The organism is Demequina sediminis (genome assembly GCF_039545075.1).
GTDB lineage: Bacteria > Actinomycetota > Actinomycetes > Actinomycetales > Demequinaceae > Demequina > Demequina sediminis.
The window spans coordinates 327,861-353,370 of sequence record NZ_BAABRR010000001.1; the positions used below are offsets into that span (position 1 = coordinate 327,861).

The 25,510-nt window shown below is 70.4% G+C and carries 28 protein-coding genes; 16 read left to right on the forward strand and 12 right to left on the reverse strand.

Annotated elements, in window-relative coordinates:
* Window positions 1-2 precede the first annotated feature (2 nt).
* From ABEA62_RS01600 to ABEA62_RS01635, 8 genes are read left to right on the forward strand one after another with little or no spacing between them, the layout of a single operon-like run.
* Window positions 3-977 (forward strand): helix-turn-helix transcriptional regulator, encoded by a 975-nt coding sequence (locus tag ABEA62_RS01600; protein WP_345378200.1) that lies wholly within the window; start codon window positions 3-5, stop codon window positions 975-977.
* On the forward strand, window positions 970-1,878 hold the full coding sequence (locus ABEA62_RS01605) for a helix-turn-helix transcriptional regulator (RefSeq protein ID WP_286215963.1): 909 nt from the start codon (window positions 970-972) through the stop codon (window positions 1,876-1,878). Before ABEA62_RS01600 ends, ABEA62_RS01605 begins: the two co-directional genes overlap by 8 nt.
* 35 nt (window positions 1,879-1,913) lie before the next feature.
* Complete coding sequence (gene tatA, locus ABEA62_RS01610) at window positions 1,914-2,192, forward strand: Sec-independent protein translocase subunit TatA (protein WP_286215964.1); 279 nt, start codon at window positions 1,914-1,916, stop codon at window positions 2,190-2,192.
* A gap of 28 nt (window positions 2,193-2,220) precedes the next feature.
* Window positions 2,221-2,964: a twin-arginine translocase subunit TatC gene (gene tatC, locus ABEA62_RS01615; protein WP_286215966.1), complete on the forward strand. Its 744-nt coding sequence runs from the start codon at window positions 2,221-2,223 to the stop codon at window positions 2,962-2,964.
* Window positions 2,961-3,899, forward strand: a complete 939-nt coding sequence (locus ABEA62_RS01620; protein WP_286215967.1) for a diacylglycerol/lipid kinase family protein — start codon at window positions 2,961-2,963, stop codon at window positions 3,897-3,899. Before tatC ends, ABEA62_RS01620 begins: the two co-directional genes overlap by 4 nt.
* Window positions 3,900-3,908: 9 nt before the next feature.
* Complete coding sequence (locus tag ABEA62_RS01625; protein WP_286215968.1) at window positions 3,909-6,677, forward strand: DEAD/DEAH box helicase; 2,769 nt, start codon at window positions 3,909-3,911, stop codon at window positions 6,675-6,677.
* A gap of 51 nt (window positions 6,678-6,728) precedes the next feature.
* Window positions 6,729-8,258 carry an apolipoprotein N-acyltransferase gene (gene lnt, locus ABEA62_RS01630; RefSeq protein ID WP_286215969.1) on the forward strand — a complete coding sequence of 510 codons (1,530 nt, stop codon included), beginning with the start codon at window positions 6,729-6,731 and terminating at the stop codon, window positions 8,256-8,258.
* The gene (locus tag ABEA62_RS01635) at window positions 8,252-8,995 is read left to right on the forward strand and encodes a polyprenol monophosphomannose synthase (protein ID WP_286216663.1); all 744 of its coding nucleotides are present in this window, start codon (window positions 8,252-8,254) and stop codon (window positions 8,993-8,995) included. The genes lnt and ABEA62_RS01635 overlap by 7 nt, the downstream gene beginning before the upstream one ends.
* 61 nt (window positions 8,996-9,056) lie before the next feature.
* On the opposite strand, the gene ABEA62_RS01640 is transcribed toward ABEA62_RS01635, so the two are convergent.
* Both ABEA62_RS01640 and ABEA62_RS01645 read right to left on the reverse strand, forming a co-directional pair.
* Window positions 9,057-9,389: an RNA polymerase-binding protein RbpA gene (locus ABEA62_RS01640; RefSeq protein WP_286215970.1), complete on the reverse strand. Its 333-nt coding sequence runs from the start codon at window positions 9,387-9,389 to the stop codon at window positions 9,057-9,059.
* 21 nt (window positions 9,390-9,410) lie between these two features.
* Window positions 9,411-10,352 (reverse strand): EamA family transporter, encoded by a 942-nt coding sequence (locus ABEA62_RS01645; RefSeq protein WP_286215971.1) that lies wholly within the window; start codon window positions 10,350-10,352, stop codon window positions 9,411-9,413.
* Window positions 10,353-10,431: 79 nt separating this feature from the next.
* Between ABEA62_RS01645 and ABEA62_RS01650 the strand changes: the two genes are divergently transcribed.
* On the forward strand, window positions 10,432-10,989 hold the full coding sequence (locus tag ABEA62_RS01650) for a MarR family winged helix-turn-helix transcriptional regulator (protein ID WP_286215972.1): 558 nt from the start codon (window positions 10,432-10,434) through the stop codon (window positions 10,987-10,989).
* A gap of 145 nt (window positions 10,990-11,134) precedes the next feature.
* Here the strand turns inward: ABEA62_RS01650 and ABEA62_RS01655 are convergent, their stop codons facing one another.
* Window positions 11,135-11,719, reverse strand: coding sequence for a hypothetical protein (locus ABEA62_RS01655; protein ID WP_345378209.1), 585 nt, complete (start codon window positions 11,717-11,719; stop codon window positions 11,135-11,137).
* Window positions 11,720-12,025: 306 nt separating this feature from the next.
* On the opposite strand from ABEA62_RS01655, the gene ABEA62_RS01660 reads away from it, so the two are divergent.
* Together ABEA62_RS01660 and ABEA62_RS01665 are read left to right on the forward strand one after the other, a co-directional pair.
* Window positions 12,026-12,517: a P-loop nucleotide/nucleoside kinase family protein gene (locus ABEA62_RS01660; RefSeq protein WP_286215975.1), complete on the forward strand. Its 492-nt coding sequence runs from the start codon at window positions 12,026-12,028 to the stop codon at window positions 12,515-12,517.
* A 104-nt stretch (window positions 12,518-12,621) separates the two neighbouring features.
* On the forward strand, window positions 12,622-13,302 hold the full coding sequence (locus ABEA62_RS01665; RefSeq protein WP_286215977.1) for an N-formylglutamate amidohydrolase: 681 nt from the start codon (window positions 12,622-12,624) through the stop codon (window positions 13,300-13,302).
* A 2-nt stretch (window positions 13,303-13,304) separates the two neighbouring features.
* Here ABEA62_RS01665 and ABEA62_RS01670 read toward each other — a convergent pair whose 3' ends face one another.
* Window positions 13,305-14,264, reverse strand: a complete 960-nt coding sequence (locus ABEA62_RS01670; RefSeq protein WP_345378213.1) for a sodium-dependent bicarbonate transport family permease — start codon at window positions 14,262-14,264, stop codon at window positions 13,305-13,307.
* 96 nt (window positions 14,265-14,360) lie between these two features.
* On the opposite strand from ABEA62_RS01670, the gene ABEA62_RS01675 reads away from it, so the two are divergent.
* Both ABEA62_RS01675 and ABEA62_RS01680 read left to right on the forward strand, forming a co-directional pair.
* Complete coding sequence (locus tag ABEA62_RS01675; protein WP_286215981.1) at window positions 14,361-14,669, forward strand: helix-turn-helix transcriptional regulator; 309 nt, start codon at window positions 14,361-14,363, stop codon at window positions 14,667-14,669.
* Between the two features lie 58 nt (window positions 14,670-14,727).
* Window positions 14,728-15,384 carry an IMPACT family protein gene (locus ABEA62_RS01680; RefSeq protein WP_286215983.1) on the forward strand — a complete coding sequence of 219 codons (657 nt, stop codon included), beginning with the start codon at window positions 14,728-14,730 and terminating at the stop codon, window positions 15,382-15,384.
* 1 nt (window position 15,385) lies between these two features.
* Here ABEA62_RS01680 and ABEA62_RS01685 read toward each other — a convergent pair whose 3' ends face one another.
* Entirely contained in the window at window positions 15,386-15,535 is a 150-nt protein-coding gene (locus ABEA62_RS01685; protein ID WP_286215985.1) for a hypothetical protein, read from the reverse strand.
* A 197-nt stretch (window positions 15,536-15,732) separates the two neighbouring features.
* Between ABEA62_RS01685 and arsB the strand changes: the two genes are divergently transcribed.
* On the forward strand, window positions 15,733-16,830 hold the full coding sequence (gene arsB / locus ABEA62_RS01690) for an ACR3 family arsenite efflux transporter (protein WP_286215986.1): 1,098 nt from the start codon (window positions 15,733-15,735) through the stop codon (window positions 16,828-16,830).
* A gap of 3 nt (window positions 16,831-16,833) precedes the next feature.
* Here arsB and ABEA62_RS01695 read toward each other — a convergent pair whose 3' ends face one another.
* From ABEA62_RS01695 to ABEA62_RS01725, 7 genes are all read right to left on the reverse strand, one after another.
* A complete protein-coding gene (locus tag ABEA62_RS01695; protein WP_286215987.1) occupies window positions 16,834-17,331 on the reverse strand; it encodes a flavodoxin domain-containing protein in 498 nt (165 codons plus the stop codon).
* Between the two features lie 87 nt (window positions 17,332-17,418).
* Window positions 17,419-20,826, reverse strand: a complete 3,408-nt coding sequence (locus tag ABEA62_RS01700; RefSeq protein ID WP_286215988.1) for a pyruvate carboxylase — start codon at window positions 20,824-20,826, stop codon at window positions 17,419-17,421.
* 161 nt (window positions 20,827-20,987) lie between these two features.
* Window positions 20,988-21,560 (reverse strand): MerR family transcriptional regulator, encoded by a 573-nt coding sequence (locus ABEA62_RS01705; RefSeq protein ID WP_345378218.1) that lies wholly within the window; start codon window positions 21,558-21,560, stop codon window positions 20,988-20,990.
* A gap of 115 nt (window positions 21,561-21,675) precedes the next feature.
* Window positions 21,676-22,305: a transcriptional regulator FtsR gene (gene ftsR, locus ABEA62_RS01710; protein ID WP_286215989.1), complete on the reverse strand. Its 630-nt coding sequence runs from the start codon at window positions 22,303-22,305 to the stop codon at window positions 21,676-21,678.
* A gap of 141 nt (window positions 22,306-22,446) precedes the next feature.
* Entirely contained in the window at window positions 22,447-22,869 is a 423-nt protein-coding gene (locus ABEA62_RS01715; RefSeq protein ID WP_425557941.1) for an FHA domain-containing protein, read from the reverse strand.
* Window positions 22,870-22,953: 84 nt separating this feature from the next.
* Window positions 22,954-23,562, reverse strand: a complete 609-nt coding sequence (locus ABEA62_RS01720) for a CDP-alcohol phosphatidyltransferase family protein (protein ID WP_286215990.1) — start codon at window positions 23,560-23,562, stop codon at window positions 22,954-22,956.
* Window positions 23,563-23,583: 21 nt separating this feature from the next.
* A complete protein-coding gene (locus ABEA62_RS01725) occupies window positions 23,584-23,733 on the reverse strand; it encodes a hypothetical protein (protein WP_345378222.1) in 150 nt (49 codons plus the stop codon).
* A 115-nt stretch (window positions 23,734-23,848) separates the two neighbouring features.
* Here ABEA62_RS01725 and ABEA62_RS01730 point away from each other — a divergent pair, with 115 nt between their 5' ends.
* The gene (locus ABEA62_RS01730; protein WP_286215993.1) at window positions 23,849-24,364 is read left to right on the forward strand and encodes a MarR family winged helix-turn-helix transcriptional regulator; all 516 of its coding nucleotides are present in this window, start codon (window positions 23,849-23,851) and stop codon (window positions 24,362-24,364) included.
* Window positions 24,365-24,400: 36 nt separating this feature from the next.
* On the forward strand, window positions 24,401-25,501 hold the full coding sequence (locus tag ABEA62_RS01735) for an FAD-dependent oxidoreductase (RefSeq protein ID WP_286215996.1): 1,101 nt from the start codon (window positions 24,401-24,403) through the stop codon (window positions 25,499-25,501).
* The last annotated feature ends 9 nt before the right edge of the window (window positions 25,502-25,510 follow it).

A 25,510-nucleotide genomic window follows, 5' to 3' on the forward strand; every position in this document is an offset into this window, starting at 1 on the left:
CCGTGGCGGTCCCCAAGCCTCAGCGGCTGCTCAACCTCATCGTCGGCCTGTCGAGCACGAGGCACCGCCTCACGCGCGAGCAAATCCGCGACACGATCGAGGGCTACGAGCCGCTGCCGCGAGGGGCCTCCGAGGAGGAGATCCGCAAGGCCGAGCAGAGCTTCGAGCGCATGTTCGAGCGCGACAAGAAGGAACTGCGCGAGCTCGGCGTGCCAATCGAGACGGTCGAGGACCCGGTCCACGGCGACGAGATCGGGTATCGGATCCGCCCCGCTGAGGCGGCCATGCCGCCGCTCGACCTGACCGCCGCCGAGCTCGCCGTGCTGTCGATCGCGACCGACTACTGGCGGGGCGCGGTGCTCGACGGCGCCGCCCAGCAGGCGGTCATGAAGCTCGCGTCCTCGGCCGAGCACGGCCCGCGAGTCGAGCTGCCGTTCGCCGCGCTTCCCGCGGTGTCGAGCGACGCGTTCGGCACTCTCGTCGAGGCGGTGGGGGAGCGCCAGAGTGTGCGCTTCGAGTACTCCTCGTCGAGTTCGGGTGTGGGGACGCGGACGATCGACCCCTGGACGGTGGTGCTGCGCGCGGGCGTCGCGTACGTGATCGGCTACGACCGCGATCGCGAGGCGCCCCGCACGTTCCGCGTGCAGCGCATCGGCGGCCGCGTGACGAGGATCGGCGACCCCGGCGCATACGAGATCCCCGCCGAGATCCCGCTCGGCGCGCTCGACGGGAGCGGAGACGTGAAGACCGCACGCGTGGCGCTGCGCCCCGAGTCCGGCCACGGGCTGCGACGCCGCGGCACCCCCGCTGGCGTCGACGGCGGCTGGGACCTCTACGACGTCGAGTACGCGCACCCCGAGGACCTGGTCGCGGAGGTGCTCGGCCTCGCGGGGGGCGCGCGCATCGTCACCCCGCGTGACCTCGCGACCGCGGTAGTGAGGTCCGCCACGGCGGCTCTGGAGGTGGATCGTGGCTGAGCAGGCGACCGATCGCCTGGTGCGCATGCTGGGCATCCTCACGTACGTCGAGCGGCATGGCGACACCCCATTCACCGAGCTCGCGGAGCACTTCGGCGTCACCGTGGACCAGGTGCGTGCCGACATCGACGCGCTGTGGCTCGCCTCGGAGCCGGGCGACTCGTGGTACCCGATCGACTTCTCCGCCGACGCGTTCGATGCCGACGTCGCCGCGCTCGTGCGCAACGACGGCGTCTCGCAGGTGAGGCTGTCCCCGCGCGAGGCGGTGGCCCTGGTCGGCGCGCTGTCGACGATGGGCGCGGCCGGGGCGCTTCCCGAGGCGGGCACGCAGGTGCTCGCGAAGCTGCGTGAGGCCCTTGCGGAGCCCGTGATCGTGCTGGGGGACGATGCCGTGGACGGCAGGGTGCGCGACGCCCTCGTGGACGCGATCGCCCGCTATCGGCAGGCCGAGGTCGCGTACGTCGACGCGCTCGACCGGCGCACCTCGCGGACGGTCGACCCGCATCGGCTGGTCCTCATCGATGGCCACGCGTACCTCGAGTGCTACTGCCGACGCGCGGAGGACTACCGCGTGCTGCGCCTCGACCGCATCGAGGACGTCACGGTGCTCGACGGCGCGGTCGAGCACCCGCCGACCGACTCCGCCGGCTTCACCCTCACGCCCGCCTTCACCGCGACCGTGCGCATCGCCCGCGCGGGTCGCTGGGCGCTCGAGGACATGCCGGGCGTGCGGATCGAGGACGCCGAGGACGACGTGATCGCCACGTTCGACGTCGCCGACGACGCATGGGTGGCCGGTCGCCTGCTCACTGTCGCCCCTCACCTGCGCTCCGTGTCGCCCCGCAGGCTCGTCGACGCGCTGCACCGGCAGGCTACGGCCGTGCTCGACGTGCAGCGGTAGACTGACCGTCAGCCATTCAGAAGGAGCCACACCGCATGGGACCTCGCGAGATCCTCATCATCCTCGTCATCGTGCTGCTGCTGTTCGGCGCCCCGAAGCTCCCGCAGCTCGCGCGCTCGCTGGGCCAGTCGCTGCGCATCCTCAAGGACGAGACGTCGTCGCTCACGAGCGACTCGAAGGACGGCGCCTCGACGTCCGGCGCGGCCCCCGCGATGCCTCCGGCCCCGGGCGCCGCCGCGACTCCCGTGGCGCCGTCGACGCCAGACACCACCGCGACGTCGTCCTCGGACGAGCCGCGTGACGGCGAGAAGTAGCGCCCGCCGGGACAATCCCGATGCTCGGATGTCCCTCGCCGAGCACCTGAGGGAGTTCCGCAAGCGCCTCATCCTTGCGGCCGCCGGCATCGCCGTCGGCATGGTCGTGGGCTGGTACCTCTACACGCCCGTGTTCGAGGCGCTGCAGCGCCCGATCCTCGAGGCCGCCGAGCGAGACGGCGCGAACATCGAGGTTAACTTCGCCGGCATCGCGACCGCGCTCGACATGCAGCTCAAGATGTCGCTCGTGCTCGGGATCGTCGTGAGCGCCCCGTGGTGGCTCTATCAGCTCTGGGCCTTCGTCGCTCCCGGTCTTCACCAACGCGAGCGGCGCTACACGTTCGCCTTCCTCGGGGCCGCGATTCCGCTGTTCTTCGGGGGCGTCGCGTTCGGTGCGTGGGTCTTCCCGCGCGCGACCAGCGTGCTCACCGGCTTCACCCCCGAGGGCGCGGCGAACTACCTCGATGCGCAGATGTTCATGACGTTCGCGATGAGGCTGGTGCTCGCGTTCGGACTCGCCTTCGTCTTCCCCGTGGTCATGGTCGCGCTCACGTGGGTGGGCCTGGTGCCCGCGCGCACGTGGGCGCGCGGATGGCGGTGGGCGATCATGCTCATCTTCATCGCTGCCGCGATTCTCACCCCGACGCCCGATGCCGTGACGATGCTCTTCATGGCCGGTCCGATGGTGGCGTTGTACTTCGTGGCGGTGGGCATCTCGCGGCTCCGCGAGCGCGCGGTGGCACGGCGGCCGCGCACGGACGTGACCGCGTGAGGACCCTCGGGATCATCACGAACCCCACCTCGGGGTCGGGGCGCGGCGCGAAGTGGGGAACCGAGGCGAAGGCGGCGCTTGCCGCGGGTGGGCATCGGCTCATCGACCTGTCCCGCGGCTCATGGGCCGCGTCCTACGAGGCGGCCATGCGGCATCGGCGCGAACTCGACGCCCTCGTCGTCGTCGGCGGAGACGGCATGGCCCATCTGGGGCTGCAGGTGTGTGCCGAGCGGAAGCTTCCCCTGGGAATCGTCGCGGCCGGCTCGGGTGACGACATCGCCTCGGCGGTCGGTCTCCCGCGTCACGACATCGCGGCCGCGGTTGCACGCATCGAGGACGGTCTGCGCGGCGAGACCGTGAGCATCGACGTGGGCAAGGTCGTGGGCGACGCGATCGAGGAGCCGGCGCGGCCCAGGTTCTTCGGCGCGGTGTTGTCGGCGGGAATCGATGCCGCCGTCGCGTCGTATGCGCGCAGCATTACGCATCCTCGGGGCCCGCTGAAGTACACGGTCGCGACGATGCGCGAGATCCCGCGCTTCTCGCCGTACGGCGTGCGGCTCCGGGTCGACGGCAAGGAGTGGACGCAGCGCTGCACGCTCGTCGCGGTCGCCAACGCGCGCGTGTTTGGCGGCGGGCTCATCGTGTCGCCAGGCTCGTCGGTGAACGACGGCACGCTCGAACTCGTGCTCGCCGAGCCCATGTCGCGCCTCGACATCCTGCGCCTGTTCCCGAAGCTGCGCGACGGCAGCCACGTGAGCGACCCGCGCGTGCGGTTCGTCGAGGCACAGACGGTCGAGATCGCGCCGGACCCCTCCGGCGCGGCACTGCCGCCTGCGTTCGCGGACGGCGAGCTCGTGGGGGCCACGCCGCTCAAGGTCACCGTCGCGCCCCGCGCGCTCACGGTGCTGGGCGGACGGGCGGACCTGGGCCAGTAGCCTGGCGGTATGACCTCTCCCGCCGAGCGCTACGCCGCGGACCGGGCGCGCAGGCGCCACGCCGACCTCGCCGAGTTCGAAGGCGAGCTGTCGTTCCCGCTCGACCCCTTCCAGCGCGCGGCGTGCGAGGCGGTGGCCGAGGGCCACAGCGTGCTGGTCGCCGCTCCGACGGGAGCGGGAAAGACGCTCGTGGGCGAGTACGCCGTGCGCCACGCGTTCCGTCAGGGCGAGAAGTCCTTCTACACGACCCCGATCAAGGCGCTGTCGAACCAGAAGTTCCACGACCTGACGCGCGCCTACGGACCGGGCAAGGTGGGCCTGCTCACGGGCGACACGACGATCAACCCCGACGCGGACATCGTCGTGATGACCACCGAGGTCCTGCGCAACATGATCTACGCGGGATCCTCGACGCTCGACCGGCTGGGGGTGGTCATCCTCGACGAGGTCCACTACCTCGCGGACCGGTTCCGCGGATCCGTGTGGGAAGAGGTCATCATTCACCTCGCCGAGCGCACGAGCATCGTCGCGCTGTCCGCCACGGTCTCGAATGCCGAGGAGTTCGGGGCGTGGCTGAGCGAGGTACGCGGCGACACGCGCGTCGTGGTCTCCGAGCATCGTCCCGTGCCGCTGTGGCCGCACGTGCTCCTGCGCGAGGGCATCTTCGACCTCTACGCGCCGGGCGTCGATCCGCAGGCGCCCGGCCTCACCCCTGCGCTCAACCCCGAGCTCGAGGCGATCACCAAGAGGTCGCGATACGAGGACTCGAGGGCGGGCGCCCGCGTGGGCGGACGCCCGACGCGCGGCGGCAGGCGCCCCGCGGGTCGGCGCGCGCCGCCGCGCTTCGCGGTCATCGACGTGCTCGACCAGCAGGGCCTGCTCCCCGCGATCGTCTTCGTGTTCTCGCGCGCCGGCTGCGAGGACGCGGTCGACCAGGTGCGCGCTGCAGGAATGGTGCTGACCACCGAGGCGGAGCGCCACGAGATCTCGCGAATCGTCGAGGAGCGCTGTTCGGCGCTGCCCGCCGCGGACCTCGGCGCGCTCGGCTACGCGCGCTGGCGCGACAACCTCGAGGCGGGCATCGCGGCGCATCACGCCGGCATGATCCCGCTGTTCAAGGAGGTGGTCGAGGAACTCTTCGTCGCGGGGCTGCTGCGCGTGGTGTTCGCGACGGAGACCCTCGCGCTCGGGATCAACATGCCCGCGCGGTCGGTGGTGCTCGAGAAGCTCGTGAAGTGGGACGGCCAGGGCCATAAGGACCTCACGGCGGGGGAGTACACGCAGCTCACGGGCCGTGCCGGTCGCCGCGGCATCGACGTCGAGGGCCATGCGGTGGTGGTCGAGCATCCCGGCTTCGACGCGACCCAGCTGGGTCGCCTCGCGTCGCGGCGGACCTACCCGCTCATCAGCTCGTTCCAGCCCACCTACAACATGGCGATCAACCTCGTGGCGACGCTGGGCGTCGAGCGTGCGCGCGAGGTGCTCGAGATGTCCTTCGCGCAGTACCAGGCGGACCAGTCCGTCGTGGGCAAGGCCCGGCGCGCCAAGGAGCTCGACGCGACGCTCGCGGGCTACGCCGAGGCCGTGGCGTGTGACCGCGGCGACTTCATCGAGTACGCGGCGCTGCGGGAGCGCCTGAGCAGGCTGCAGAAGAACGCGTCGCGCACGAGCGCGCGCGTGCGCAAGGAGGCGACAGCGGCGACGCTCGCCGCGCTGCGCCGAGGGGACGTGATCCGGGTGGGTGGCGGCCGCCGCTCGGGCCTCGCGGTCGTGGTCGAGGCGGACGACAACCCCGTGGCTCCCCGGCCCACCGTGGTGACCGAGCACGCCCGCGTGCACCGCCTCGCGGTGTCGGAGCTCCATCACGGGATTGAGACCGTGGGCACGGTGCGCATGCCGCGCCGTTTCGACCCGCGCAACGCGCGCAGCCGCCGCGAACTCGCGCAGGTCGTCGAGGAGTCGCGAGGGGACTTCGCCCTGCGCAGGGCGAAGGCGCGTGCCGCGGCCGCCGAGGAGGCCGGTGACGCCTCGGGCGGCAACGCCGCGCAGGAGCTTGAGGTGCGCCGTCTCCTGCGCGAACACCCCTGTCACCAGTGCCCCGATCGAGAGACCCACGCCCGCTGGGCCGAGCGCTATCACCGCACGCTGCGCGACAAGGACCGCGTCGTGGGGGAGATTCAGCGCGCGACGGGCTCGATCGCGAAGGTGTTCGACAAGCGCCTGCAGATCCTCGACGCGCTCGGCTACGTCGACACGGTCGACGGCGTTCCCGAACTGACCCGCGCCGGGGAGATGATGCGCAGGCTCTACGCCGAGAACGACATCGTCATCGCGGAGGCGCTGCGCACGGGCGCGTGGGAGGGACTGCACGCCCCCGCGCTGGCTGCGGCCGTCTCATCGCTGCTGTACCAGGGGCGACGGGAGGACGAGACGCGTCCCCCGAACATCCCAGGAGGCCCCAGGGGCGTCCTGGGCACGGCGCTGCGTGACACCGTGCGCCTGTGGTCGACGGTCGACGACCTGCAGAAGGAGCGCGGCCTTCCCGACCTTCCGCCGCCCCACTGGGGGATCGTGGGCCCCATCCACGGGTGGACGCAGGGCAAGGGCCTCGATGCCGTGCTCAAGGGATCGGACCTCGCGGCGGGTGACATGGTGCGCTGGTGCAAGCAGGTGATCGACGCCCTCGACCAGATCGCGGAGGTCGCGCCGAGCGCCTCGGTGCGCGGCGCGGCGCTCACCGCGATCAAGGCGATCCGCAGGGGAGTCGTCGCGTACTGAGAGCGGCCGCGCCTGTCCGGAGGGGCCGGTCGGCTCGCTTACGCTTGGCTGGTGCTGACCGGACTGAGGAACCTGCTGCTGGCCGCCGTCGCGGGTGTGGGTCTCAATCTCGCGTTTCCCGACACGGGCTGGTGGTACCTCGCCCCGGCCTCCGTCGCGGTGCTGTGGTGGACGCTCGAGCGCGCCACGGCCTGGGGTGGCTTCGCTCTCGGTTGGGTCTACGGCACGGCCTTCATGCTCCCGCACCTGTGGTGGGCGAACGTCGCGGTGGGGCTGGTGCCATGGATCGCGCTGAGCGCCGCGGAGGGGCTCGCGTGGGCGCTCGTGGGCGCCGCGTGGGCGCATGTGCGCCGCTCGGGCATGCTCGACACGCACCGCTGGGCGCTCGCTCCGGTGTTTGCGTTGCTGTGGGTCGCCTCCGAGCAGCTGAGGTCGATGCTTCCGTTCGGCGGCTTCCCGTGGGGACGGTTGGGCTACGCGATGATCGACACGCCCGTCGCGCGGCTCGCGTGGGCCGGTGGCGTGCCACTCGTGAGCCTCGTCACGGTGCTCGCCGGCGCGCTCGTCGGCCTCGCGTGGGAGGCCGCGCGGACCCGGCGCGCGGTGACCGCAACGATCGCGCCCGTGCTCGCGCTGGGACTGCTTGCCGCGGGATACGTTGTTCCGCTCGACGGGCAGGCGCAGGCCGGAACCTTGCGCGTGGCCGCCATTCAGGGCAACGTCCCCGACCGCGGGCTTGACTCGTTCGACCAGGCCCGTGAGGTCACCCAGAACCATCTTGCGGAGACCGTGCGCATGGCCGAGTCCGCCGAGTCCGCGCCCGACCTCGTGGTGTGGCCCGAGAACGCGGCCGACATCGATCCGAGGGTCGACGCCGCGACGCAGGAGGCCGTCGACCAGGCGATCGCCGCGACCGGCGTGCCGCTGCTGCTCGGGACGGTTGACTACACGCCCCCGGACGGCCGCTACAACACGATGCTCCTGTACGGCACGCAGGGCACGGTGCTCGACACCTACTCGAAGCAGCGGCCGGCGCCCTTCGCCGAGTACGTGCCGTTGCGCGACCTCGCTCGTCAGGTCACGCCCGTGGTCGACAACGTGGTGGACATGCTCGCGGGCAGCCGCGCCGCCGTGGTCGAGGCGCCCATCGCGTCCCTCGATCGTGCCGTGCGCATTGCGACGCCGATCTGCTTCGAGGTGGCCTACGACTCGATCGTGCGCGAGGCCGTCGCGTCGGGCGCGGAGCTGCTGATCGTCCCCACCAACAACGCGACCTTCGGACGCACCGCAGAGAGCACGCAGCAGCTCCAGATGACGCGGATCCGGGCGATCGAGACGGGCCGCTGGGCCATCCAGATCTCCACGGTGGGCGTGAGCGCGGTGGTCGACCCGAGCGGTCGCGTGATCGACGGCACCGACCTGTTCACGGCGGATCACATGGTCGAGAAGGTCGGCCTGCGCACCGAGCTCACGCCTGCGGTGCGACTCGGCTGGTTCATCGGCTGGGGTGTCCTCATTGTTCCGACGGCGATCGCGCTCCTCGCGATCCGCCGCCGCATCGCCGAAAGGTATGACTGGTGAGCCGCACCCTGGTCATCATCCCCACCTACAACGAGCGCGAGTCGCTCCCGCGCCAGCTCGACGCCGTGCTCGCGGCCGCCCCCGAGGTCGACATTCTGGTGGTCGACGACGGCTCTCCCGACGGAACGGGCGACTGGGCCGAGTCCAGAAGCAGGGACGATGCCCGGGTCCAGGTGCTGCGCCGCACGGCGAAGGACGGGCTGGGCGCCGCGTACCTCGCGGGCTTCGCGTGGGGCCTCGAGCGGGGCTATGACCTGCTGTGCGAGATGGACGCCGACGGTTCCCACCGTGCGGTGGATCTGCCGCGGCTGCTCGCGCGCGCGGGCGAGGCCGACCTCGTGATCGGATCGCGGTGGGTCGACGGGGGAGAGGTGGTCAACTGGCCGCGCCATCGCCTGTGGCTGTCCACGGGGGCGAACACGTACGTGCGCCTCGCGCTGGGCCTGCGCGTCAAGGACGCCACCGCCGGCTTCCGCGTCTACCGCGCGACGATGCTGCGCCGGCTGGACCTGGCCGCGGTCGAGTCCCAGGGCTATTGCTTCCAGGTGGACATGGCGTGGCGCGTGATCCGTGCGGGTGGATCCGTCGTCGAGGTGCCCATCACTTTCGTGGAGCGCGAGGCGGGCACGTCGAAGATGAGCGGCGCGATCATTCGCGAGGCGCTGATCAAGGTGACGGCGTGGGGCGCCGCGCATCGCGCCAGGCAGGCGGCGGGGCTGGTACGCGGACGCCACTGAGGAGCACGAGAAAACGGCCCCACCGTGAGGTGAGGCCGTCGGCTCGGGGTGTCGGCTGCCGCTAGCGGCGGCTCGCGCGAAGCAGCTCGAGACGCTCCTCCAGGAGCTCCTCGAGCTCCGGGATCGTGCGACGCTCCAGGAGCATGTCCCAGTGCGTGCGCTGCGGCTTGACGTCCTTGGGCTCGGGGCGGTCGCCGTCCCTGAGGAGCGCGAGGGCGCCGCAGTGGCACTCCCACGACAGCGGAACGTCGGCCTCGACGGAGAAGGGCATCGACATGACGTGTCCGTTAGGGCAGTCATAGTGCACCTCGACACGCTCGGCGAGCTCGGCGTTGTGGATCGACTCCATCGACTGGGTTCCCAGTCGCATTCCTCGAAGCGCGCGATCGGCCATGGCGGTCCTCCTTCCGTGCGGTCACGTGACCTGCACAAGGACGGAACGATTGCTGACTGCCGGTTGTTCCGCGGCCACCTCGACTGGCACGTCGGCCCTCCTGCCAGCATCGTCCCTTCGCCCGGCCACGGCGCCCACGCCGACCGCTCCCAACACGAAAGCGCCGCCCACGAGTTGCGTCGTCGAGAGCGACTGGCCGAGGATCATCCAGCCCAGCGCGCCCGCGGTGAGGGGCGTGAGGAAGCTCAGCAGGCTCACACGCGCCGCGGGCAGGCGCAGGATTCCCGAGAACCAGGCCAGGTAGGCGAGCGCCGTGCCGGGCAGGGCGAGCCACGCGTAGCCGGCGAGGTTGATGGCGGTGAGGCCGTCGGGAAGGCCCTCCACGGCGAGCAGCGCCACCGCAAGGACGAGTCCACCCGCGATCAGTTGCCAGCCCGTGAACGCGACGAGTGAGGACGGCCTGCCCCAGCGCTTGGTCAGGAGTACGCCGGCGGCCGTCGCGGCCGCCGAGCCCAGCCCGGCGACGATTCCCCAGCCGTCGAGGCGAGCTCCGGGGGTGAGGACCAAGAGCGCGACGCCCAGCACGCCCACCCCTGCGGCGGCGCGGGCCAGGGGAGTGACGCGCTCGTGGAGGATCCTCCCCGCGAGGGCGGTGACGAGCAGGGGGTGCACCGCGGCGAGCGTCGCCGCGACACCGCCGGGGAGCCGGTAGGCGGCCACGAACATGAGCGCGAAGAATGCGCCGATGTTGAGCGTGCCGAGCACCGCGGACTTCCACCACCACGAGCCGCGGGGGAGGGTGCGCGTGAGGGCGACGAGCACGAGTCCCGCGGGAAGCGCGCGGAGCGTCGCGGTGAGCAGCGGGCGATCGGCGGGCAGGAACTCGGTGGTGACGAGGTACGTGGTGCCCCACACGAGCGGGGCGAGTGCGGTGAGCGCGACCGTGCGCGAGGTGCGGTTCATGGCGGTCCGTTCGAATATCTTGATGTCAAGATAGTAACGGTATCTCGACGTCAAGATATTCCGCTGGCATGATGGTGCCATGACCGAGCCGGATACCAGGGGAAGCGCCGAGGACGCGGCGGCGCAGGCGGACGCGATCGACCGGATTATGGGTCAGTGGGCATTGGAGTGTCCCGACCTGGACGTGAGTGCGCTCGAGATCATCGGACGTTTGTCGCGGTTCGCGGCGCTGGTCCAGGCGCGGCTCGACGCGGTGTTTGCCGAGTACGGGTTGCAGAGTTGGGAGTTCGACGTGCTCAGCGCGCTCCGGCGTGCGGGTGCACCCTATGAGCTGACGCCGGGCGAACTCGACCGCGCGTTGCTCATCACGTCGGGCACCACGACGCACCGCGTGACGCGCCTCGAGGCGCGCGGCTTTGTCACGCGCCGCCGTGACGATGACGACCGCCGCGTGGTCCGCGTGCGGCTCACCGATGCTGGCGTCGAGATCCAGGCAGCCGCGCACGCCGCGCACGCGGCCAATGAGGTGCGCATCCTGTCGGGCCTGTCCGACGCCGAGCGGTCGGCGTTGCTCGACGGACTTCGCGCCATGGGTCGGGTGCTGGGCGACCGATCCGAGGGCGTCGCGGCGGTGTGAGCCGGGCGTCGCGATCGCGCCTCCGCCCGCCCTTCCGCCTAACGCCGATAATGCGCATTATGACATTACGCGTAGCAGCGGCGCTCCTCCTCGTCGCCTCGCACGTGCATGCTGATGTCTTGCGCACCCACGGCCAGTCCGCGCATCACCAGCCCAGAGCTTCCCGCGCGGTGATCTCGGTCGGAAGGTCGTCCGCGTCGTCGCGCTCGAACTGCGTGAATGTCAGGGGCTCCACAGTGTCGCCGTCGATCCCCGGTGCGACGTAGATTCCCGCGACGACCCCAGTCGGATAGAACTGAGTCGCCAGCCTTCCGTCCAGTCCCGACAGGGTCAAGAACAAGAGGTACGTGTTCTCGGGCCCGAGGAGGTTGGCCAGCGGCGGAGTGTCCGCTCCTCCGACTTGGCGCACGACGATGGTGTCCCCGGCCGCCAGCCCGGACGTCGCATCGGCGTCCATCACTTCGACATCGGACAGGGTGAAATGGAACCCAGGTTCGACGTCGTCTGCTACCTCCTGATCAATGACCCGGCCGACGACCACGGCGTCGCTGTCGGCCCTGAGCGCCTCAAGCGAGTCATAGAACGCGACGCGCGAGTACTCGCCCTCCGGCACGGGGTCCGGCGTCGAGCAGCCCACGGCCGCAATCGCGACGGATGCCACCGCGGTCGCGAGACCGGCGCGACGCTTGGCGAGAGTGGCGCTCAAGTACTTGCGAGACGACACGCTCACCGTCATGCTCCCCCCGAAGCCGTGCGACTCTTCACCGAGCCGGATCTACCTGCTGCATTGCACTGTATCCGGGTCTCCGCGTTCCCGCACGACGCGCCTCGCGCGAGTGACCGATCCTGCGCTCCACTCCCCCGCCGCTCACTCGCCAGCCCCGCTTCGCGCAGAGGATTTGCCGATTTTCGACCCAGAATCGGCCTTCGCGCATCGCCTGGTGCGATCGCCGGGTCGCGAAGCCCGCGTGCGCACTGCCACACCCGGTCCCGCTCGGCCACACGCACACGCCCACGCTTCTCTACGATGCCAATCATGTCCAGCCGCCTTCCGCACCCCAGTGACCGCGTCATCTTGGTGTGCGGCCCCGCGGGCTCCGGCAAGTCCACGGTCGCGCGGGCGTGCCGCGACGCGGGCTACGAGGTGCTGTCCTTCGACGAGGAGGCGTGGAGCCGGGGCCACACGTCCCACCCCGTTCCGGAGGAGGTCGCGCAGGCGATCCACCGCGACCTCCAGCGCCGTCTCCTCTCGCTCGTGGCCGCGGGTGAGTCGGTCGCCGTCGACACGTCCTTCTGGTCGCGCCGGTCACGCGACGACTACCGCGAGTGCCTGCGTCCCGCCGGAATCGTCCCGGTGGTCTACTACCTCGACACGCCCCGCTCCATAATCCTCGAGCGCCTTTCTCGGCGCCGGGGCGACGGGCCGCATGACGTGGTGGTGCCCCCCGACCGGGCCGCGTCCTACCTCGATGGCTTCGAGGTGCCGACCCCGGCCGAGGGGCCGCTGCGCGTCGTGGACCACGCCTGACGACCCCCAGCCCCGGCGCGCCCCCCGGGCTCGGAACAACATGCCTGGTAGCGTCGATACCCTGGCGCACGCGTGCAGACCACCCTGAGAAGGCTGGAGGAACGATGACCATTGAGATGACCGCCGCGACCGAGGTGACCGACATCGCCACTCGCTGGCGAGAGCTCGACGAGCACTTTGGGACCGCGCGCAGGCGCGCCGGGGACGACGACCCCGCGCTGCTCGTTGATCGCTCCAGCGCCGTCGTCCTGACCGCCCCGCACGCGACTCGTCACTACCGCGCGGGCGCGATGAAGGCGGCCGATCTCCACACCGGGTCGCTCACGCTCCTGGCCGGCGAGGTCGCGAACGTCTCCGCCGTGGTCTCGGCCGGCGCGCGCACCGAGTGGGACACATGGGACGAGCGCGACGATGAGTTCTCGCGCCACCTGCGCGATCTCAGCGACTCCGCGCGCATGCTCATCGACATCCACGGCATGGGCGACCACCACGGCCCGGACTTCTGCCTGGGCACCGGACCGCGCCCCGGCGCTTTGGAGAACCTCGCGGTGGAGATCCTGCGTTCCGAGCTCGACGCCTTCGAGGTCGTGGTCGACGCCCCCTTCACCGCGCGCCCTCACTACACCGTGACCAGCCTTGCCCAGCGCCACCTGGGGCTTGCGGGGCTGCAGATCGAGGTGGCCGCGCGCTGGCGCAGTCCGCACGACGACAGCGCTGCGCCCGCGGCATCGGCGCTCTCGCTCGCCCTCACCGCGGTCGAGGAGGGCATCCGCGACGCGGCCTGATCTCACGCGCCCAGGGTCTGGGCGAACCATGTGAGCAGCGGGATGCCGAGTGTGAGGTTGAGCGGGAAGGTCAGGCCGATGCTCGCGGTGAGCGCGAGTGACAGGTTTGCCTGAGGAAGCGCGATGCGGACGGCGGCCGGCGCGGCGATGTAGGACGCCGATGCGACCAGGACGCCGAGGATCGCACTACCGCCGACCCCAAGCCCCCCGAGCGTGCCGGCAGCGACGCCGATCAGGCCCACGAGCGGCGGGAACCCGAGCGCGAACGCGTAGATGCCCGGACCCGCGTGATGGAAGGTGCGCAGGCGCTGGCCGACCTCGGTTCCGAGGGCGAGCAGGAACAGGACGAGCACGCCTCGGAATCCGTCGGCGAAGACGACCGAGATCGGTGCGAAGCCCTCCTCCCCCAGCACGGCGCCGATCCCGAGCCCGCCGAGCAGCAGCACGACCGACTTGCCCGCGAGCACCTCGTGGAAGGTTGCGCCCCAGCCCGCGGTGCGGGCGAGGTGGCGGCGCGCGAGGACGATGCCGACGAGGATGCCGGGGACCTCGAGGATCGCGAGCATGGTCGCCGCGTAGGCGGGCACCTCGATGCCGGAGTCGGCGAGGAACACGAGTGCCGCGGTAAAGGTCACGAGGGATGTCGAGCCGTAGTGCGCCGCCATCGAGCCGCGATCATCCCGGTTGAGCCGCGTGATCAGCCGGAGAAGCCCGTACGCGGCCGCGGGGACGAGGATGCCGAGCAGCACTGCGAGTGCGGCTGGCGCCGCGACGTCGACCAGCGGCACACCCCGCAGGGCCACTCCCCCCTTGAGGCCAATCGCGAGGAGCAGGTAGATCGAGATCGCCTGAGTGACCGGCTCAGGGACCTTGAGGTCGGAACGGATCGCGGCGGCGAGGATGCCGAGCGCGAACGCCAGCACGGGCGCCGAGAAGAAGTTGGTGACGAACGACTCGAGCATCAGGACCTCCGATGGAAACATGAAGTGCAGTGCATCGATCGGTCACAATACATGAACTCTGTTGCACGTGAGGACGCGGGTGGGCACAATGGAGGCGTGACCTCGTGGACCTTCCTTACGCACCACGCGCACGTGCTGCTCACGGTGGCGGCTCAGCCGGACCTCACCGTTCACGAGGTCGCACTGGCGGTCGGCATCTCCGACCGCCAAGCGGTGAACATCCTCAATGACCTCGAGGCAGACGGCTACCTTGAGCGCGTCCGGCGGGGCCGCCGCAACCACTACGTGCTCCACCCCGATCGGCCGATGCGACACCATGGCAACTCCCACCACTCGGTGGGAGATCTCATTGCGGCCATGGGTGACATTCGACACCTGCGTGGCGAGGGCGGCACCGCCGAGTAGCCTGCGCACCCGACACGCGCGACGCGGCCCGACCCGCCCTGGCCGCTACCCTGCCACAGTGACCCTTCCCTCGCTGCCGTCGACGATCGCGGCGCCGGTCGAGCACGAGCTGGTCATCAAGAAGTCCGTCTTCCTCACGCACCTGTCGCCGGTCGGATCCGTCGAGGAGGCTGACGCGGTGATCGCGCGCATCCGCAAGGACCGCTGGGACGCGCGCCACCACTGCACCGCCATGGTGGTCGGGACCCACGCCGACAGGCAACGCTCAAGCGACGACGGCGAACCCGCGGGCACCGCCGGTGTGCCCATGCTCGAGGTGCTTCGCCATCGCGGCGTCACCGACGTTGTCGCCGTCGTGAGCCGATGGTTCGGCGGCGTCCTGCTGGGCGCGGGCGGACTCGTGCGGGCGTACGGAAGCGCGGTCTCCGAGACGATCGACCGCGCGGTCCTCGTGGATCGCGGGCTGCGCACGCGTGTCACGATCGACGTGCCGCACGCCGATGCCGGCCGCGTCACGGCGTGGCTCCACCAGTGGGCCGGGACGCACCAGGCGGTGCTCGACGCTCCGGCCTATGGTGCGACGGCCACCCTGGCCGTGTGGGTCGCGCCCGACAGGATCGCCGACCTCGAGGCCGACCTTGCCGCCCTCACGGGCGGGGGCATCGTCCCCGTACCAGGCGAGACACGCGTGGTGGACCTTCCCAGGGCCACCTAGCTCATTGCCTGCGGTGGCGGTTCTGGACGGCCACCACGACCGAGCCGACCGCACCGGCCGCGAGGACCAGCACCATGAGGAAGAAGCCGGGCTGCCACGAGGCGGCGGTGGCCGCGGTGGCGCCGGCGTGGACTGCGGTGACAGTGAACATGAACTCTCCGTTGAGCTGTTCTGCGAGGCGCGATGGATCGCACCGGCCTCGCTGCCGGGTGGGGACCCACCCTCAGGATATCCCCGCGGGGACGATGCCCTGGCCGGGTATGACGCGTGTCTCGCGCCCGAGTGTCCGTACATAGACGAGTATCGATATAAGGTGAGAGCCGACGATCACATGCGCAGGAGGACACCATGTCGAGCGAGACCACCGTGACGGGACACGTCACCCCCCACCGCCTGTCGACGCTGGACCGTTGGCTCCCGGCCTGGATCGCGGTCGCGATGCTGGCAGGAGTGCTCCTGGGAAGGCTGATCCCGCAGGTCTCGGCGTGGCTCAGTCATCTCGAGGTGGGCGGCGTCTCGATTCCGATTGGCCTTGGTCTCCTTGTCATGATGTACCCGGTGCTCGCCAAGGTCAGATATGACAAGGTGGCGGCTGTCACGGGTGACAAGCGACTCCTCACGTCATCGCTGATTCTCAACTGGATCGTGGGCCCGGCGGTCATGTTCGCCTTGGCATGGATCTTTCTGCCCGATCTGCCCGAGTACCGCACGGGACTCATCATCGTGGGTCTCGCGCGGTGCATCGCGATGGTGGTGATCTGGAACGACCTCGCCTGCGGTGACCGCGAGGCGACAGCCGTGCTCGTCGCCATCAACTCGGTCTTCCAAGTCATCGCCTTCTCGCTCCTGGGGTGGTTCTACCTCACCGTGCTGCCGGGATGGCTGGGCCTCGATTCGCAAGGGCTTGACGTCTCGATCGGCCAGATCGCGATCAACGTGCTCGTGTTCCTCGGCGTGCCCCTCGTTGCGGGCTTCGCGTCGCGATGGATCGGCGAACGGCGCAAGGGCCGTGAGTGGTACGAGGAGCGCTTCATCCCCGTGATCGGGCCGTGGGCGCTCTACGGTCTGCTATTCACGATCGTGTTGCTCTTCGCGCTCCAGGGAGAGGCGATTACCCAGAACCCCTGGGATGTCGCCCGCATCGCGCTTCCCCTGCTGGTCTACTTCGCCGTGATGTGGTTCGTGGGAATCGCGTGGGGCAAGGCGCTGGGGCTCGGCTACGCGCGGTCGACCACACTCGCCTTCACCGCCGCAGGCAACAACTTCGAGCTCGCCATCGCGGTTGCGATCGGCACCTTTGGAGCACAGTCCGGTCAGGCTCTCGCGGGCGTCGTGGGACCGCTCATTGAGGTTCCGGTGCTCGTGGGACTCGTGTACGTGTCCCTGTGGCTCGCACGCCGCTGGTTCAGAGTCGAGCCCTATGCGGTGGCCGTCTCTGCGCCGTAGGTTTCAGGCCGCCGCGATCTGCTCGAGTTGCGTCGCGACGCCCTCGGCCCAGTCCCGCACGGCGGTGAGGTCGCGGAAGTCTCCGAGCGGAGGGTTGAGGGCCTTGATGAGCGCCTTCTCCCCCACGTTGAGCCGGTCCCAGTCGATCGCGCCGGCGAAGCGCGCGTGCTCGTGGGCCGAGATCTCACGCGCGAAGCCGTCGGCCTCGTCGAGGGGCTGACCGGGCTTCACCACGGTCTCCATGCCCACGGAGAAGATCCACACGTCCTTGGCCCGCAGCTCGTCCCTGTGCTCCTTGACGAGCCCCGACGCGTCACGGCGCCACAGCCCGCCATACACGGCGGAGCCGAGGATCACGGCCTCGTAGTAGTGGATGCCCTGGACGTCACACGCGTCCTCGCAGTCCACCTCGAAGCCGTGCTCGCCGATCACCTCGGCGATCTTCCTCGCCACCTCGCGCGTCGCGCCGTACTTCGAACCAACAGCAACCAGGACCTTCATGGTGACCTCCTCGGGGGACTCGACCCCACCATCGTCCCGTCCGGCTCGCGCCGTGCGACGGGACATAGGGCCCAGCCAGCCCTCCGACTATTCGACCACGAGCACCAGGTCGCCGCCCGCGAGTGACTGCGCGGCGTTGATGACCACGCGGGTCACGACACCGGCCACCGGAGTGGTGATCGAGGACTCCATCTTCATGGCCTCGATCACCGCGACCGTCTGTCCCGCCTCGACCTCGTCGCCCTCGGCGACACGCGGCGTCACGAGTCCCGTGAACGGCGACGCGATGTGACCGGGCCGACCGGTGTCGGCCTTCTCCCGCTGCACGACGTCGACCTTCGCGGACAGATCCCTCACCTGAATGGGGCGGATCGAGCCGTTGAAGTTGAACATCACCGTGCGCTCGCCGTGCGAGTCGGGCTCGCCCACGGCCTCGATGGTCGCAATGATGCGCACGCCGCGGTGAAGCTCGATCACCGCCTCCTCGCCCGAGCCGACCGTGAGGCCGTACAGGTAGTGGAACGTGTCGATCACCGAGATGTCGCCGTACTTCTCGATCGCCTGGTCGAACTCCTTGGCCGGACCGGGGAACAGCAGGTGGTTGAGCCTGCGCTGGCGCTCGGGACCAGGCTGTGCGAGCACCGCGTGGTCGTCCGCCGTGAGCTCCGGCAGCGTGCGGGACACGTCGCGACCCTGAAGCGCCTTAGTGCGGAACGGCTCGGGCCAGCCGCCCGGCGGGTCGCCCAGCTCGCCGGCAAGGAAGCCGATGACGGAGTCGGGAAGGTCGTACTTGTCGGGGTTCTCCTCGAAGTCGACCGGATCCGCGTTGTTCGCCACGAGGTGCAGCGCGAGATCGCCCACGACCTTCGACGACGGCGTCACCTTGACCAGGTTGCCGAGGATGCGGTTCGCGGCCGCGTACATGTCCTCGATGGCCTCGAACTTGTCTGCGAGCCCCAGCGAGATCGCCTGCTGGCGCAGGTTCGACAGCTGACCACCGGGGATCTCGTGGTGGTAGACGCGACCCGTGGGTCCCGGAAGACCCGACTCGAACGGCGAGTAGAGCTTGCGCACGGACTCCCAATAGGGCTCGAGGTCCTGCGCGGCGGCCAGAGAGATGCCGGTGTCGCGCGTGGTGTGCTCGAGCGCCGCGAGAAGTGCCGACATCGACGGCTGCGACGTGGTGCCCGCCATCGCGGCGTTCGCGACGTCGACCGCGTCGACGCCGGCCTCCGCGGCGGCCAGCAGCGTGCCGATCTGCCCGCCCGCCGTGTCGTGCGTGTGCAGGTGCACCGGCAGGTCGAAGCGCGCACGCAGGGCCGACACGAGCATGTAGGCCGCCGCGGGACGCAGCAGCCCGGCCATGTCTTTGATCGCGAGCATGTGTGCGCCTGCGTCGACCAGCTGGTCCGCGAGGCGCAGGTAGTAGTCAAGCGTGTAGAGCTTCTCCTCGGGGGAGATCATGTTGCCCGTGTAGCACAGCGTCGCCTCGGCGACCGCGGTGCCGGTGCGCCGGACGGCCTCGATCGCGGGGCGCATCTGCTCGACGTCGTTGAGGGCGTCGAAGATGCGGAAGATGTCGATTCCGGTGGCCGCGGCCTCCTCGACGAAGGCCACCGCGACCTCATCGGGGTACGGCGTGTAGCCCACGGTGTTGCGTCCGCGCAGCAGCATTTGCAGCGCGATGTTCGGCATCTTCTCGCGCAGGTCCGCGAGGCGCAGCCACGGGTCCTCGGACAGGAAGCGCATCGCAACGTCGTAGGTCGCGCCGCCCCAGCACTCGACCGAAAGCAGCTCGGGGGTCATCCGCGCGGTGTGGCCAGCGACGGCGAGGAGATCGTACGTGCGCACGCGCGTCGCGAGGAGCGACTGATGCGCGTCGCGCATCGTGGTCTCGGTGACACCGAGCGCCTGCTGATCGCGCAACGCCTTCGCGAAGCCCTCGGGACCCAACTCGAGCAGCCGCTGGCGCGAACCGGGACGCGGCTCGGCGGCGAGGTCGATCGTGGGCAGCTTGTCGACGGGACGCACCACGTCCTCGACGTGCTCGCCCAGCGGACGGTTCACGGTCGTGTGTCCCAGGAACGCGAGCAGCTTGGTCGAGCGGTCCTGGCTCTCCCCCACCTCGAGAAGCTCGGGGCGCTGGTCGATGAACGCGGTGGTGACGCCGCCCGCGAGGAAGGCCTCGTCGGACAGCACCGCGCGCAGGAACTGGATGTTGGAGGTCACGCCGCGGATGCGGAACTCGGCGAGCGCGCGCTGGGCGCGGCGGACGGCGGTCGTGAAGTCGCGACCGCGGCACGTGAGCTTGACGAGCATCGAGTCGAAGTGACCCGTGATGACGTTGCCCGCCATGCCGGTCGCGCCGTCGAGGCGCACGCCGGCGCCGCCGGGTGAACGGTAGGCGACGATGCGCCCGGTGTCGGGCAGGAAGCCGTTCGCGGGGTCCTCGGTCGTGATGCGGGTCTGGATCGCAAAGCCGGTGACCTGGATGTCCTCCTGGCGGATGCCCATGTCCTCGAGCGTCTCGCCCGCCGCGATGCGCAGCTGCGAGCTCACGAGGTCGATCCCGGTGACCTCCTCAGTCACGGTGTGCTCGACCTGGATGCGCGGGTTCATCTCGATGAACACGTGCTGTCCGGCCCGCTCGCCCTCGGTCGCGACCAGGAACTCCACGGTGCCGGCGTTGACGTAGCCCAGGCTGGTCGCAAACTTCACCGCATCGGCGCACAGCGCGTCGCGGATCGCGGGGTCGAGCGCGGGCGCCGGAGCGATCTCGATGACCTTCTGGTGGCGGCGCTGCACCGAGCAGTCACGCTCGAACAGGTGCACGACGTTGCCCTCGGCGTCGGCGAGGATCTGCACCTCGATGTGGCGCGGCCCCAACACGGCCTGCTCGAGAAACACGGTCGGGTCGCCGAACGCGTTCTCTGCCTCGCGCATCGCGGCGGCCAGCAGCTCGGGGAGGTCCTCGCGGCGCTCAACGCGGCGCATGCCGCGCCCGCCTCCGCCCGCGACGGCCTTGACGAACACGGGGAAGCCGATCCGATCGGCCTCCGCGATGATGAAGTCTGGGTCCTGCGAGGGCTCCGAGGACTCGAGCACGGGCACGCCGGCCTCGCGCGCTGCCTTGAGCGCGGCGACCTTGTCGCCCGCCTTGGCGAGCACCTCCGGCGGCGGTCCCACGAAGGTCACGCCTTCCTCGGCGCAGCGGCGAGCGAACTCGACGTTCTCCGACAGGAAGCCGTATCCCGGATAGACCGCGTCCGCCCCCGCCTGCTTCGCGACGTCGAGGATCGCCTCGATGTCGAGGTAGGCCTTGACGGGGTGGCCCTCCTCGCCGATCTGATAGGCCTCATCGGCCTTCACCCGGTGCTCGGACATGCGGTCTTCATACGGGAAGACGGCGACCGTCTTTGCTCCGTTCTCGACCGAGGCCCTGAAGGCCCTGACGGCAATCTCTGCACGGTTTGCCACGAGGACTTTGGCGAACATTGGCTTCCCTTCGACGTTGGGGGACATCCTGCCAGGTTTCGATGGACCAGTCAGCCGCCCATGCTGGGGTTGCGGCGCGGTCCACGCACGCGCAGGCGCGTGGCGAGGACGATGCCGAGGAGGTGGGTGGGAGGGGACGATGCCCCGTGCGGGTGGTGTGGTCAGCCCGCCTGGGTGCGGCGCGCCCTGCGCGCGGCGAGCTCGTCGGTCCCGACCGTTCGCGCCGAGTCGTCGGCGCGGTCAGCGGGAAGGGCCGACAGCGACCCCTCGAGCTCGCGCCACACCTTGCCCAGCGCGATGCCGAAGACGCCCTGGCCGCCCTGGACGAGGTCGATGACCTCATCGTCCGACGTGCACTCGTACACGGAGGCGCCGTCGGACATGAGCGTGATCCGTGACAGGTCCTCGACGCCGCGCTCCCGCAGGTGCAGGACTGCGGTGCGAATCTGCTGGAGGGAGACGCCGGAATCGAGCAGTCGCTTCACCACGCGCAGCACCAGGATGTCGCGGAAGCCGTACAGCCGCTGGGTTCCCGAGCCCGTCGCGCCGCGCACCGTGGGCTCGACCAGCCCAGTCCGTGCCCAGTAGTCGAGCTGACGGTAGGTGATGCCCGCCGCCTTGCACGCGGTCGGGCCGCGATAGCCGGTGTTTTCGTCGAGCGTGCGCAGGCCATCATCGAACAGGATGCCCTGGTCGATCCGCGGGGGGAGCCGGTGGCCGGGCTCGTCGCTCATCTGTCCTCCGGATCGCTGTCTCGCGGATTCACCCGCAACTTCAACCTTGACTTCAACGTTAGGGGTGGCGCGGTGCCGGGTCAACGACCGCGACGCCGTGTCGCGCGCACGGCACCTATCCTCCCACTCGTTGACGCACGACGGCGGAAAATGCGGCGATCGCCGCCTCGCCGAATTCGGCCGCGGCGGCCTCGGCCTGTCCCCGGTCGCGGCGCCGAAGCGGCGCGGCATGAGCCTCCGCGCGGTCGGCCTCGCGACGCGCCGCGAGCACGAGCGTGCGCAGCGCGCGCGCATCGCCACCCGCGCGCAGGTACGCCGCCGAGGCGACGACCACGTCGAGCACAGCGGGCTCATAGCCGTCGGGCACGGTGGGCGCGACGATCCCCAGTGCCTCGAGCTCGGCGAGCGTGTCGCGCGTGATGCCGCCCCGCTCGGCGACGGCGGCTGCGGTGAGGTAGTCGTCCGGAGCCTCGGAGATCTCGGTGAGGGTCACGGGCTCGTGGAGACGTCCCGCATCGAGCGCGTCGAGCTGCTCCCTGATCACGGTGAGCGGGCGGTAATGGTCGCGCTGCTGGCGCAACACGAACCGCAGCCGCTCGACATCGGCCGGCGAGTACTGGCGGTATCCCGACGGCGTGCGTTCGGGGGTCACGAGGCCGCTCGAGTCGAGGAATCGCAGCTTGGACGGCGTGAGTGTCGGGAATTGTCGCTGGACGAGTCCCAACACGTCGCTTACGCGCAGCATCGGCTCGTGGGACAGCGAGTGCGGCCAGGTGCCTGTCGGTGACGTCACCTCGCGTGATGCGGGTGCACCGGAGCGAGAGTGGGCCTCGTCCTCTGCAGGGGTGACGTCGTCTCGGGCGCGAGGGGCGGCCTGAGCCATGCGTCAGGCCTGGGAGCCGGGGTGGAACGTCAGCCGGTACTTGCCGATCTGAACCTCGTCGCCCGCGGCGAGCACGCGCTCCGTGATGTTCTCCCTGTTCACGTACGTCCCGTTGAGCGAGCCCTGGTCGCGCACCGCGAACTCGTGGCCGCGACGCAGGAACTGCGCGTGCTCGCGGCTCACGGTGACGTCGTCGAGGAAGATGTCCGACTTCACGGACCTGCCCACCGTGGTGACATCGACGTCGAGCAGGAAGCGCGCACCCATATTGGGTCCGTGGTGGACGATCAACAGGGCATGGTCGGGTCCGAGCGACTCGACGGCGGCCTGATCCTGCGGGCCGAGGCGGTGAGGCGCGCCCTCGTCCACGTGGGTCGCGGAGTCGAGCGACATCGTGCGCTCGACGGGGCTCTCGTCGTACGTCATGGCGCCTCCTTCGGCTCGATGGGTCCTCTTCATCCTAGGCCCGCGCCGCCCCGCCGGGGAACGTCGGCGCGCGAAAAGCCGGGGTCAGGCCCGGGCCTCGATGCGAGCGCGAATGTCGCGCACGTAGCCGAGTCCGGAGTACCAGTACAGGCCCGCGGCGGCGATGGCGAGCGCGATCGCGATGCCGTGCAGCACCGGAGTCTCGGGCCACGCCACGCGAGCGAGGTACGCGAGAGGGAGTGCGACATAGAGGCCGGCGGTCGCACACTTGCCCGCGAACGTGACTTGAGGGGGATCGAGCCGGTGGCGCCGCGCGATCACGAGTGCGCCCGCGACCACGACGTCCCGCGCAAGCAGCACCGCCACGAGCCACCACGGCACGATGTCCCTGATGGCGAGGCCCACGACCACGACGATCGTCAGGAGGCGGTCGGCGGCGGGATCGAGGAGCCTGCCCAACCGCGTCACCTGGCCCCATCGCCGCGCCAGGAAGCCGTCCAGGAAGTCGCTCACTCCCGCCGCGGCGAGCGCGGCGATTGCCCATCCATCGGACTCGGCGGCGAGGAGCGCGCCGAACACCACGATGAGCACGATGCGCACCATCGAGATGATGTTGGGCACGGTCCACACCGAGTCGGGCGACCGCATCGCCGACGGCGACACGTCTTGGCGGGGCTCCTCGGCGGCGGTCACGCCCGCCAGTCTAGGGGTGGCTCAGGAAGGTTGGTCCTGCTCCATGACCTTGTCCACGGTCTCGGCGGCAATGCGAGTGGCCTCGTCCTCGCTCGCGCCCCGTGCCAACTCCCTCGCCTTGATCTGCTCGAAGCGGTAGTGACGCGTGCTCGTCACGGAGTCATCGTTCATCGTGCACCTCCAGAGCTGGATACCTGGCCCTTCCACCCTAGGACGGGACGATGCCCCGCGCGAGTGGGCGGGCCCGTTCCGTGACACGCACGGTGCGCGCCTCTACGATGGGCGCGTGGAAACTCTCGGTCCCGATGCGCGCGACCTCGCGTTGTGGCGCGCGTTGGCGCTCATGGGCAGGCGTCTGGTCGCCGGTCTCGAGCAGCGCCTCCAGGCGGGAGTCGGAATCTCGGTGCCCGACCTCGACATCCTCATGGCGCTCGACGCGTCACCGGGCCGCCTGCGCGCGGGATCCCTGGGCGAGATGCTGGGCTGGGAGAAGTCGCGGATCTCTCATCACGTGTCGCGCATGGAGGCGCGCGGCCTGGTCCAGCGCGTGTCGTGCGATGAGGACCACCGCGGGACCTGGGTCGAGATCGGAGACGCCGGTCGGCTCGCCCTCGACGCGGCCCTGCCGATCTTCGCGGCCCACCTGCGCGAGGGACTCGTGGACGTGGTCCCGCAGGACGAGGCGGATGTCGTCGCGCGCGTCGCGCTGCGCGTGCTCGACGCGTCCCCCGCCACGAGTTGCCAGGCCGAGATCGACCGTCTCGGCGTCGAGTTGGGCGTGCGGGAGCCCGCCGCGTCGTGAACCGCGGCCCTCGCGTCCACGCCTAGGCTGGAGAGCATGCCCGACACCTCTGCCCGACTCGTCGACGTGGTCGTGATCGGGGCCGGACAGGCCGGCCTCGCCGTCGCCTATCACCTGCTGAGGCGCGGGGTGCAACCCGACCGGCTCATGGTGCTCGATCGCGGGCCCGGTCCCGGCGGCGCGTGGCAGCACCGGTGGCCCTCGCTCACGCTGGGTGGCACGCACCGCCTCCACGACCTGCCCGGCATGGCCGACACCGGCCTGACCTTTGCGAACGCGCCAGCTGATCGACCAGCGCGAGAGGTGGTCGCGGAGTATTACGCCGCCTACGAGCGCACTCACGGCATCGACGTGGTGCGTCCGGTGACGGTGGCGCACCTCGACAGGGATCCCGAGGGCTACCTCGTCACGTGCGCTCCGGGCAGCGCGGTCGCCGCCGTGCGCGCCCGCACCGTCGTCTCGGCCACGGGCACCTGGACCAGCCCTCGCATCCCGCTCGTGTGGGGCCGGGAGCGCTTCCGTGGACGCCAGGTCACCACCGCGGACTACGCGAGCGCCAGGGAGTTTGAGGGTCGCCGGGTCGCGGTGGTGGGCGGCGGGACGTCCGCGCTCACGTTCCTCGACGAGCTCGCCGCCGTGGGGGCATCAACCCTGTGGTTTACCCGCCGGGTCCCGACTTTCCACGACGAGGAGGTCGAGCTGTCCCCCGAGCGCGGCCGCGTCGCGGTCGCGATCCAGGACGAGGCCGCGCGTGCGGGCCGTCCCCTCCCCTCGATCGTGTCCGTCACGGGTCTCCCCCGCTCCGCCCTGGTGCGTCGGCTCGAGTCCGCCGGCCGGCTCGTGCGCCACCCCATGTTCACCGCGATGACCGAGACCGGCCTCGTGATGCGCAACGGGACGGAGCTCGCGGTCGACGCCGTGATCTGGGCCACGGGGTTCCGGCCGGAGATCTCTCACCTTCGCCCGCTCGGGGTGGTTGGCGAGACGGGTGGGATCGCTGTCGAGGACGGCGGCGTGGTCGGCGAGCCGGGGCTGTTCCTCGCCGGCTACGGGCCGCAGGCGAGCACCCTGTCCTCCAATCGCGCGGCACGCGTGACGGCCCGCAAGGTGGTCGACCACCTCGCGACGATCTCCTAGCAGGCAATC

Excerpts from the sequence above, each read along its gene's own strand:
- tatA (WP_286215964.1), top strand. The coding sequence starts at position 1,914 with ATGGGACCTCGCGAGATCCTCATCATCCTCGTCATCGTGCTGCTGCTG.
- tatC (WP_286215966.1), top strand. The coding sequence starts at position 2,221 with ATGTCCCTCGCCGAGCACCTGAGGGAGTTCCGCAAGCGCCTCATCCTT.
- ABEA62_RS01625 (WP_286215968.1), top strand. The coding sequence starts at position 3,909 with ATGACCTCTCCCGCCGAGCGCTACGCCGCGGACCGGGCGCGCAGGCGC.
- ABEA62_RS01640 (WP_286215970.1), bottom strand. The coding sequence starts at position 9,389 with ATGGCCGATCGCGCGCTTCGAGGAATGCGACTGGGAACCCAGTCGATG.
- ABEA62_RS01645 (WP_286215971.1), bottom strand. The coding sequence starts at position 10,352 with ATGAACCGCACCTCGCGCACGGTCGCGCTCACCGCACTCGCCCCGCTC.
- ABEA62_RS01650 (WP_286215972.1), top strand. The coding sequence starts at position 10,432 with ATGACCGAGCCGGATACCAGGGGAAGCGCCGAGGACGCGGCGGCGCAG.
- ABEA62_RS01660 (WP_286215975.1), top strand. The coding sequence starts at position 12,026 with ATGTCCAGCCGCCTTCCGCACCCCAGTGACCGCGTCATCTTGGTGTGC.
- ABEA62_RS01665 (WP_286215977.1), top strand. The coding sequence starts at position 12,622 with ATGACCATTGAGATGACCGCCGCGACCGAGGTGACCGACATCGCCACT.
- ABEA62_RS01670 (WP_345378213.1), bottom strand. The coding sequence starts at position 14,264 with ATGCTCGAGTCGTTCGTCACCAACTTCTTCTCGGCGCCCGTGCTGGCG.
- ABEA62_RS01685 (WP_286215985.1), bottom strand. The coding sequence starts at position 15,535 with ATGTTCACTGTCACCGCAGTCCACGCCGGCGCCACCGCGGCCACCGCC.
- arsB (WP_286215986.1), top strand. The coding sequence starts at position 15,733 with ATGTCGAGCGAGACCACCGTGACGGGACACGTCACCCCCCACCGCCTG.
- ABEA62_RS01695 (WP_286215987.1), bottom strand. The coding sequence starts at position 17,331 with ATGAAGGTCCTGGTTGCTGTTGGTTCGAAGTACGGCGCGACGCGCGAG.
- ABEA62_RS01700 (WP_286215988.1), bottom strand. The coding sequence starts at position 20,826 with ATGTTCGCCAAAGTCCTCGTGGCAAACCGTGCAGAGATTGCCGTCAGG.
- ABEA62_RS01705 (WP_345378218.1), bottom strand. The coding sequence starts at position 21,560 with ATGAGCGACGAGCCCGGCCACCGGCTCCCCCCGCGGATCGACCAGGGC.
- ftsR (WP_286215989.1), bottom strand. The coding sequence starts at position 22,305 with ATGCTGCGCGTAAGCGACGTGTTGGGACTCGTCCAGCGACAATTCCCG.
- ABEA62_RS01715 (WP_425557941.1), bottom strand. The coding sequence starts at position 22,869 with ATGACGTACGACGAGAGCCCCGTCGAGCGCACGATGTCGCTCGACTCC.
- ABEA62_RS01725 (WP_345378222.1), bottom strand. The coding sequence starts at position 23,733 with ATGAACGATGACTCCGTGACGAGCACGCGTCACTACCGCTTCGAGCAG.
- ABEA62_RS01735 (WP_286215996.1), top strand. The coding sequence starts at position 24,401 with ATGCCCGACACCTCTGCCCGACTCGTCGACGTGGTCGTGATCGGGGCC.